This is a genomic window from Brevundimonas sp. (genome assembly GCF_031082345.1).
Lineage (GTDB): Bacteria > Pseudomonadota > Alphaproteobacteria > Caulobacterales > Caulobacteraceae > Brevundimonas.
Window position 1 is genome coordinate 1 of record NZ_JAVHLH010000110.1, and the last position, 6,767, is coordinate 6,767.

The following is a 6,767-nucleotide window of genomic DNA, read 5'->3' on the forward strand; positions in this document are numbered from 1 at the left end:
GGCCAGCGTTTCGTTCCGGATCGTCGTGTGGGTCGAGCTGATGCTGATCGGCCTGTTCGGCGTCTGGGAGGCTCGCGCCGCGCCTTACGCCCGGCCGGGCCCCGCTACACGCTAAGCGCCTTTCTCCACCCACCCAATCCTGTGCGGCCGCGGCCGCAACCATAATCCCCAGGGGGACCAATCATGTCTGACAAATGGACGTTCGAAACCGCCGTGGCTTTCTGGCGCCAGCACTCGATGACCGACGCAGAGCCCGTCTGGGACCGCTTCGTCTCGGCGGAGGCCTTCATTCTCGACCACAGGCCAGGGACGGCGCTTGAGGCCGATCTGGTGTTCGAACTCCTGCTCCAGCAGGGGTCCGACGGGCGCGGCGACGGCCGGGACCGAAAGGCGCTGCAACACCTGCGGACCTATGTTCGCGCCCTCACCAATTCGCTTTCGGTAGCGGCCTAGCCATCGTGCGGCGGACGTCGTCTTGCTCAGCTGGATGGAAATCGGCCAAGGTCTCCTCTAGGAGACCTGCATGCCCCGCGCCATTGTCACCGCCGACCCTGTCGATGTCTTTGTCGGCGAACGTCTGAGAGCGGCCCGCCTGACCAGCGGACTGTCCCAGGCTGACCTCGGCAAGGCGATGAACCTGAGCTTTCAACAGGTCCAGAAATACGAACGCGGCACCAACCGCATCTCGGCGTCCATGCTGGTCCGCGCCGGCAAGGCGCTCGGCGTCCCCGTGTCCGATTTCTTTCCGGACGACGATATCCGTCTGAAGGACGAAAGCGTCGACATCCGCACTGTGCGTGGCGGCGCCGCCCTGGCGGAGTATTTTGCGACCATGGATTCGGCCCAACGGGTCATCCTGCTGCAGGTGGCGCAGGAGTTCGCACGGAGCGCCCGGTAGCGTGCGGAGGGTCGATCGACCAACACCTTTGGTACGCAGACGAACACCCGGGCCACGGACCGGCGATCGAGGCCCGATACAGCCGCCCGTCCGGACGACGGCCACGGCATGCGCCTCCACCTGACATCGATGATCGTATCGGGCGGCGTCCATCGGCTGTCCTTCAGGGCTGTCGACAGGCTAAGGTTTATCTGTCACCACTTTAGCTGATAGTGAAAGCTGGAGGGCGGTATGACCATCGTCGGGCACTTCGGACGTCACCTCGTGGTCGGCTTCCTGACCCTGCCGCTGCTCGGGGCCTGCGCCTCTTTCTCAGGCGCCGCCGAACCGATCGTGACCACCAGCGCCCGGCTGAATCTGGTGCGTGATCAGTATCCGGAAGCCGTCGTGTATCGCGCCTTCCTCGAGGCGGACGACGACTGTACGCAAGGACGCCAATGGCCCGCATGCCGCGACGGACTGACCCGGGTTGAGTACCGAAATTTCGTGGTCTCGCTGTATATGAGCGCCGCAGACGCCTCGTACTGGGATTTCCGCACGCGGCTGTCCCAGGAATCCAAGGGGTCGGCGTTCGGCGGCAACCTGGGGACGCTGCTGCTCAACAGCGTGGCCGTGGTGTCCGGGGACAGCGCGCGGCGGGCCCTCGCGGCCGGTTCCGCCTTTGTCGCCGGTACCCAGGCCTCGGTCCATCGCGACCTGTTTGTCGAGCGAACCCTGCCGTCTGTTCTCACGGCGATGGACGCGGCCCGGACCGAGGCCAAGGCCGAGATCGTAACCAAGCTGCGGCTCGACGCTGATCGATATACGCTGATGGAGGCCTTGGGGGACGTCGGACATCTTGAGGACCAGGCGCGCCTCGAAGCGGCGTTCGAACGTCTGTCCCAAACCGCCAGTGAGGAAGCGTCGGCGCAACGCGATCGCCTCGACGCTGCCTATGTCATTGAGGTGCAGGGCTCCCTCGCCGAACGCAAATCCGGCCTTCTCGACGAAATCGAAGCGGCCGATGACGCCGGGCTCGCCGCGATCGCAGACGCCCTGGGCGCGCCAAAGGTCGCGGGGCGGACCGCCCAGATCGGCATCCTTCGGGTTTGGGTCGATCAGAACATACAGAGTGACCGGGCCCAGGAAGCCGCCGCTCAGACTGTGCGGATGGTCTTGAAGCGCGAAGAGCTGCTCCAGGCCCTGACCGCCTTGCCGCCCGAAAAATTGGAGCCCGCGGTCGTCGCACTCGGCGCGACCGTCGTGCCGGCCCGGGTCGATCAACTCACCGCGCTACGCGCCTGGATCCTCATCAACGTCCAGAGCGAGCAAGCTTACGAAAGCGCGCGCGCCAAGGTTCGGTCCATCAGCGAGGGGAATTAAAGTGGCCAACACACAGGTGGTCGGGGCGCCCAAGACCTATGGCTTGGACAAGCTCAATCAATGGCTTCGCGAACGCGAGATGCTGCTCGGACCGGTCACGGCCCTGGGCGACGGCGGCGCATCGACGGCCGGGGTGTTCGACCTGGAAAAGCCGCGGCTCAAGACCGGGTTCGCAAAGGTCTCGCTGAAGGTCGGTGGGGCCTGCGTGCTCCAGCCTGGAGCCATCCTCGTCTGTGAAGGTCATGCCTATATCGCGGGCGTGCTCCAACCGGTGTGCGTCTCGCGGTGATGGACGGTGGAGCCAAGCCAGGATCACCGAGGGTCGCCGATTTCCGGACCCGGACAGGACCTCTCTAGCCTCGCTATCGGCGCCGCTGCCCTTCAGAGACCGAGGCGATGATGAGTGAGGACGACTGCGGCGGCGGCGAACAAGGCTCCGCGGGCATCCTCGCTTTCCCAAGGCCTGCGAGGGGGCGGCAGGCGATGCCGGAAGGCCTCCAGATGACGGGCGACGGCCTCGGCGACCTCACGACGGGTCCGAGCCTCGACCTCGGCGAAGGCCTCGCGGATCTCGGCCCGACTGTAGACGGCCGTCTCAATGCCGCGATCGTCGGCGGCGCGTCGGACGGCGGTGCAGAGATCGGCGATGCGGCGGGCCCGGCGGGTGGTCTGGCGATCAAAGGCCTCGAGCACCAGGGTCTCGGGTGCGAACCGGTCGAGCAGCCGCTCGAGACGGCGCAGGCAGCTGGCGTTCTTGTCGTCCCCGGCCGAGACCAGACCCCAGTCGATCGGCGCGAACGGGCCTTCAAAAAGCACCCAACCGAAGCCGCGGCTGGTCGGATGGAAGCCGAACACCCGCTCTGCGGCGGTCGCCACCAGCGTCTTCATACGATGTCGGGGTTAGGCACACGGCCGATCATCTCGAGCAGCAGGGCCCGCTTGCGGGCGGCCCCGGCGTCGGCGCGCCCGCGCAGCTGCAGATCCAGGCGCGCCGCCCGGCGCATGACGACGTCGTGGTTCTCCTCGTACAGGTCGGGGAACAGTTCAGCGACGCCGACACCGAACACCGCCTCGCAGCGGATGGCGAACGGCAGGCTGGGTCTCCCCTGCCCGAGCTCGAGCCGGGACACGACGCTGCGCGAGGCATGACCGAGCAGCAGGGCGAGCTCGCGCTGCGACAGCGCCCATCGCTTGCGATGGAGGCTGAGATAGTTGCGGTGGGACATAGGCGGGGGCGTTAGGTGAGCGACCGGAGGACGATCGTTCCATCATCGTCGCCTGGACGGCGTCCCGCTCGTAGACGGCCGATTGCGCCGTTTGGCGACCGCCGCCGGCCGGGGCCGCGGCCCCTGGCGGCGTCGGGTCAGGCGGCCTGGCGTTCGACCGCAATCCCGTAGCGGGCGGCCAGGGCCTCGACCTTGGCGCGCTCGCCGGGCGGGACCACGAAGACGCCATTGGACTTGGTGGTGGACAGTTTCAGGCGTTCGCGCAGGCGCCAGCCGACCTGGCGCGGGCTGGCCGGCGGCGTCCGGCTCTCGGCCCCCAAGCGGTTGAACGCCTCGGTCACCGCCGAGACGGTGACGCGGCCCCTGGCGGGGTCGGCGAACAACTCGGCGAGCGCCTGGACCAGCAGCCCCTCGGGCGAAGAGGCCCGTTCGGCGCTGAGCCGCCGCTGCTCGCGCCCCATCTCCTCGTGGACGCGGGCGCGCAGGGCCGGGTCCTCCATCAGGGACAGCAGCGACAGCGCTGTCTGGTTGAGCCGCGGATCGACGCCGACGGCCTGGCGCTCGGGGGCGGGACGGATTGTGGCGCGCTGCGTCAGCCGCCAGGCGAGGAGTCTATTGCGCAGGTCGAGGGCCTCCCGGTGCAGCTCCGGCGGCGTCTGGATCGGGATCTCAGGACGCAGCGGCCGCTGTCCCGTCTCCTCAGTCAGGAAGCGGCTCTCGAGGGCCCGGTCGGCGAAGCTGTGGCGCATGGCCACCAGCTTGGGCCCATAGACCCGGAAGGCGCGCGGATTGAGCTCCTTGTGCCGGTTGGTCATGGTCCTGAGCACCGGCAGGCCGGCGGTATTGCCGTTGTTGAGGATCTTGCTCAACGGCGCGGTCGCGTCCGAGAAGCGGAAATCCGCCTCGTCGAGCACCAGGGTGCCGCCGAAGGCGTCGAGCACGTGGAAGATCGGCGACACCGTCGAGGCCCCCGAGGCGAAGAACGGCTTGTAGCAGAGCGCGCCGATGGCGGTCAGGGCCCGGGTCTTGCCGGTGCCGTAGTCGCCGCGCAGCCGCAGGTACGGCAGCTCGTGGAAGGCGTCATAGACCCAGGTCAGCAGCACATAGTGGGCGGCGATCGCCTCGAAGGTCGGCGATAGATCGACATAGCGGTGCAGAAAGGCCTGCACTGCCGCGACCAGGGCCGCCTGGCTGGTGAACGTCCCGACCGCGGACGGCAGCAGCACGCAGCCGGTGGCGATCAGATTGTTGTCGGCGGCATAGGGGACGAGCCGCTCCCCGTCGGCGAGTTCGATCCCGTCCTGGACGGTGATGGTCCCGTCCGCGCCGGTCATCGCCAGGGCCGTGGCGCGCCGGTCGGGATCGTAGAGCAGCTCGATCAGCCGCCCGTCGGGCAGAACGCGCGAGACGGTCGGCGTCGGTCCTGGATTGGCGCGGTCGCTCATGACCTTCAGCCTACGCCCCGCGGGGCGTGCGGAAAGACGGTCGGCGGTCGCGTGGAGAGTCTTTCGAGACAGGCCCTCTCCAGTATAGCGCGCGGCGCGCGCGGTTTTCCTTCGGGCTGGGGACGGCGGTCCGGCCGCCGGCGCGGCCGTCCTGTCCGTAGGGCTAAGGGACTCCGTCCCTCGCGCGGGCCAGGGTGCGCGGCTGCGCCGCCGGACCGCGGGGTGTCCCCGGTCTTCCTCCGCTGCGCTCCGTGCAGACCGGGCGATCCCCCTCCCCGCGGTCCGCCCCGGCCCTTGCTACCCCTGGTCTCGCCGACGGGCAGGGGCGCAGGCGGAATTTCGCCTGCGCCCCAACCCTAGGAGACACGACCATGACTGCCGCGTTTGACACCACCCGGACCACCGAAGCCGCCGTCCCGGAACACGGGACCGTCGCCTTCATCCCCCTCAACCGGCTCAAGAAGTCGCCGCGCAATGCGCGGAAGACGCCGCACAGCGCCGCCGATATCGAGGCCTTGGCCGCCAGCACCCGCGAGAAGGGCCTCCTCCAGCCGCCCGTGGTCGAGCCGGAGCTCGGACCGGACGGCCAGCCGACCGGCGACTACCTCGTCACCATCGGCGAGGGCCGCCGTCTGTCGCAGCTGCTCCGCGCCAAGCGCAAGGAGATCAAGAAGACGGAGCCGATCCGCTGCGTCGTCGACACCGCCCACGACGCCTTCGAGATCAGCCTCGACGAAAACGTCACCCGCTTCGCCATGCACCCCGCCGACCAGTTCGAGGCCTTCCGCGATCTGGCGGACAGCAAGGGCTGGAGCGCCGAGGAGATCGCGGCGCGCTTCGGCGTCTCGCCCTCTCTGGTCCGCCGCCGCATGCGACTCGGCGCGGTCAGTCCGACCTTGATGGCCGCCTACCGCGCCGAAGACCTGACCCTCGACCAGCTTATGGCCTTCGCGGTCAGCGAGGACCACGCCCGGCAGGAACAGGTCTACGCCGACCTGTCCTACAACCGCTCGCCGGTGTTCATCCGCCGGATGATGACCGAACACGAGGTCGAAGCTTCGGACCGCCGCGCCCGCTATGTCGGGGTCGAGGCCTATGAGGCGGCGGGCGGGCGCGTCCGCCGCGACCTGTTCAGCGAGGACGGACAGGGCTGGTTCGAGGACGCCGCCCTGCTCGACCGGCTGGCGCTCGACAAGCTCGCCGCCGAAGCCGAGGCGGTGCGCATCGCCGAGGGCTGGTTGTGGGCGGAAGGACGGCTCGACTATCCGTACGACCATGGTTGCCGCCGGGTCTATCCGCGCGTGGTCGAACCCGACGCCGGGACGCAGGCCCGGCTCGACGCCCTGGCCAAGGAGTATGACGCCATCGTCGCCAGTTGCGGCGAGGACGAGGTTCTCACCGAAGCGCAGGACGACCGCCTGACGGTCCTCGACGCCGAACTGGCGGCGGCCCGGCCCGAGCGCTACGACCCCGAGGCGGTGGCGCGCGGTGGCCTGTTCGTCATCCTCGCGCAGGAAGGCGTCCGTATCGAGCGCGGCTTCGTCCGGCCCGAGGACGAGGCGGAGCCGGAGACGGACCCGGACGCGGCCGCGGACGCCGAGGGGGCGGGTGACGCCGCGACCGAGGCCGATGCGCCGGAGGATCAGTCCGACCGGACCGAAACCCGCAAGACCCTGTCCGAACGGCTGGTCGCCGACCTCACCGCCCATCGCACGGCGGCGCTGCGCGACGCCCTCGCCGAACAGCCGCAGGTCGCCCTCCTCGCCGCCCTGCACGCCCTGACCGTGCAGACCTTCTATCGCGGCGCCGAAACCTGTCTCGATCTCAGGGTCTCCA

General features: G+C 69.0%; 8 protein-coding genes. 5 read left to right on the top strand and 3 right to left on the bottom strand.

Annotated elements, in window-relative coordinates:
* Positions 1-183: 183 nt before the first annotated feature.
* The 4 genes from RDU12_RS08600 to RDU12_RS08615 all read left to right on the top strand — a co-directional run bounded on the left by RDU12_RS08600 (position 184) and on the right by RDU12_RS08615 (position 2,549).
* Positions 184-453: a hypothetical protein gene (locus tag RDU12_RS08600; protein ID WP_308684449.1), complete on the top strand. Its 270-nt coding sequence runs from the start codon at positions 184-186 to the stop codon at positions 451-453.
* A gap of 70 nt (positions 454-523) precedes the next feature.
* Positions 524-898 (top strand): helix-turn-helix domain-containing protein, encoded by a 375-nt coding sequence (locus tag RDU12_RS08605; RefSeq protein WP_300289387.1) that lies wholly within the window; start codon positions 524-526, stop codon positions 896-898.
* A 231-nt stretch (positions 899-1,129) separates the two neighbouring features.
* Entirely contained in the window at positions 1,130-2,260 is a 1,131-nt protein-coding gene (locus RDU12_RS08610; protein ID WP_300289388.1) for a hypothetical protein, read from the top strand.
* Between the two features lies 1 nt (position 2,261).
* Positions 2,262-2,549, top strand: coding sequence for a hypothetical protein (locus tag RDU12_RS08615; protein WP_300289389.1), 288 nt, complete (start codon positions 2,262-2,264; stop codon positions 2,547-2,549).
* A 92-nt stretch (positions 2,550-2,641) separates the two neighbouring features.
* On the opposite strand, the gene RDU12_RS08620 is transcribed toward RDU12_RS08615, so the two are convergent.
* The 3 genes from RDU12_RS08620 to RDU12_RS08630 form a co-directional block, all read right to left on the bottom strand.
* On the bottom strand, positions 2,642-3,136 hold the full coding sequence (locus RDU12_RS08620) for a hypothetical protein (RefSeq protein WP_300289390.1): 495 nt from the start codon (positions 3,134-3,136) through the stop codon (positions 2,642-2,644).
* 8 nt (positions 3,137-3,144) lie between these two features.
* Positions 3,145-3,486: a helix-turn-helix transcriptional regulator gene (locus RDU12_RS08625; protein ID WP_300289391.1), complete on the bottom strand. Its 342-nt coding sequence runs from the start codon at positions 3,484-3,486 to the stop codon at positions 3,145-3,147.
* A gap of 137 nt (positions 3,487-3,623) precedes the next feature.
* Positions 3,624-4,931 (bottom strand): hypothetical protein, encoded by a 1,308-nt coding sequence (locus RDU12_RS08630; RefSeq protein ID WP_308684450.1) that lies wholly within the window; start codon positions 4,929-4,931, stop codon positions 3,624-3,626.
* 371 nt (positions 4,932-5,302) lie between these two features.
* On the opposite strand from RDU12_RS08630, the gene RDU12_RS08635 reads away from it, so the two are divergent.
* Positions 5,303-6,767, top strand: a 1,465-nt coding sequence (locus RDU12_RS08635; protein ID WP_308684451.1) for a ParB/RepB/Spo0J family partition protein, incomplete at its 3' end; no start/stop codon positions are given.

Bases quoted from the DNA above. Each gene is read 5' to 3' on its own strand.
- RDU12_RS08600 (WP_308684449.1), top strand. From the start codon at position 184: ATGTCTGACAAATGGACGTTCGAAACCGCCGTGGCTTTCTGGCGCCAG.
- RDU12_RS08605 (WP_300289387.1), top strand. From the start codon at position 524: ATGCCCCGCGCCATTGTCACCGCCGACCCTGTCGATGTCTTTGTCGGC.
- RDU12_RS08610 (WP_300289388.1), top strand. From the start codon at position 1,130: ATGACCATCGTCGGGCACTTCGGACGTCACCTCGTGGTCGGCTTCCTG.
- RDU12_RS08625 (WP_300289391.1), bottom strand. From the start codon at position 3,486: ATGTCCCACCGCAACTATCTCAGCCTCCATCGCAAGCGATGGGCGCTG.
- RDU12_RS08630 (WP_308684450.1), bottom strand. From the start codon at position 4,931: ATGAGCGACCGCGCCAATCCAGGACCGACGCCGACCGTCTCGCGCGTT.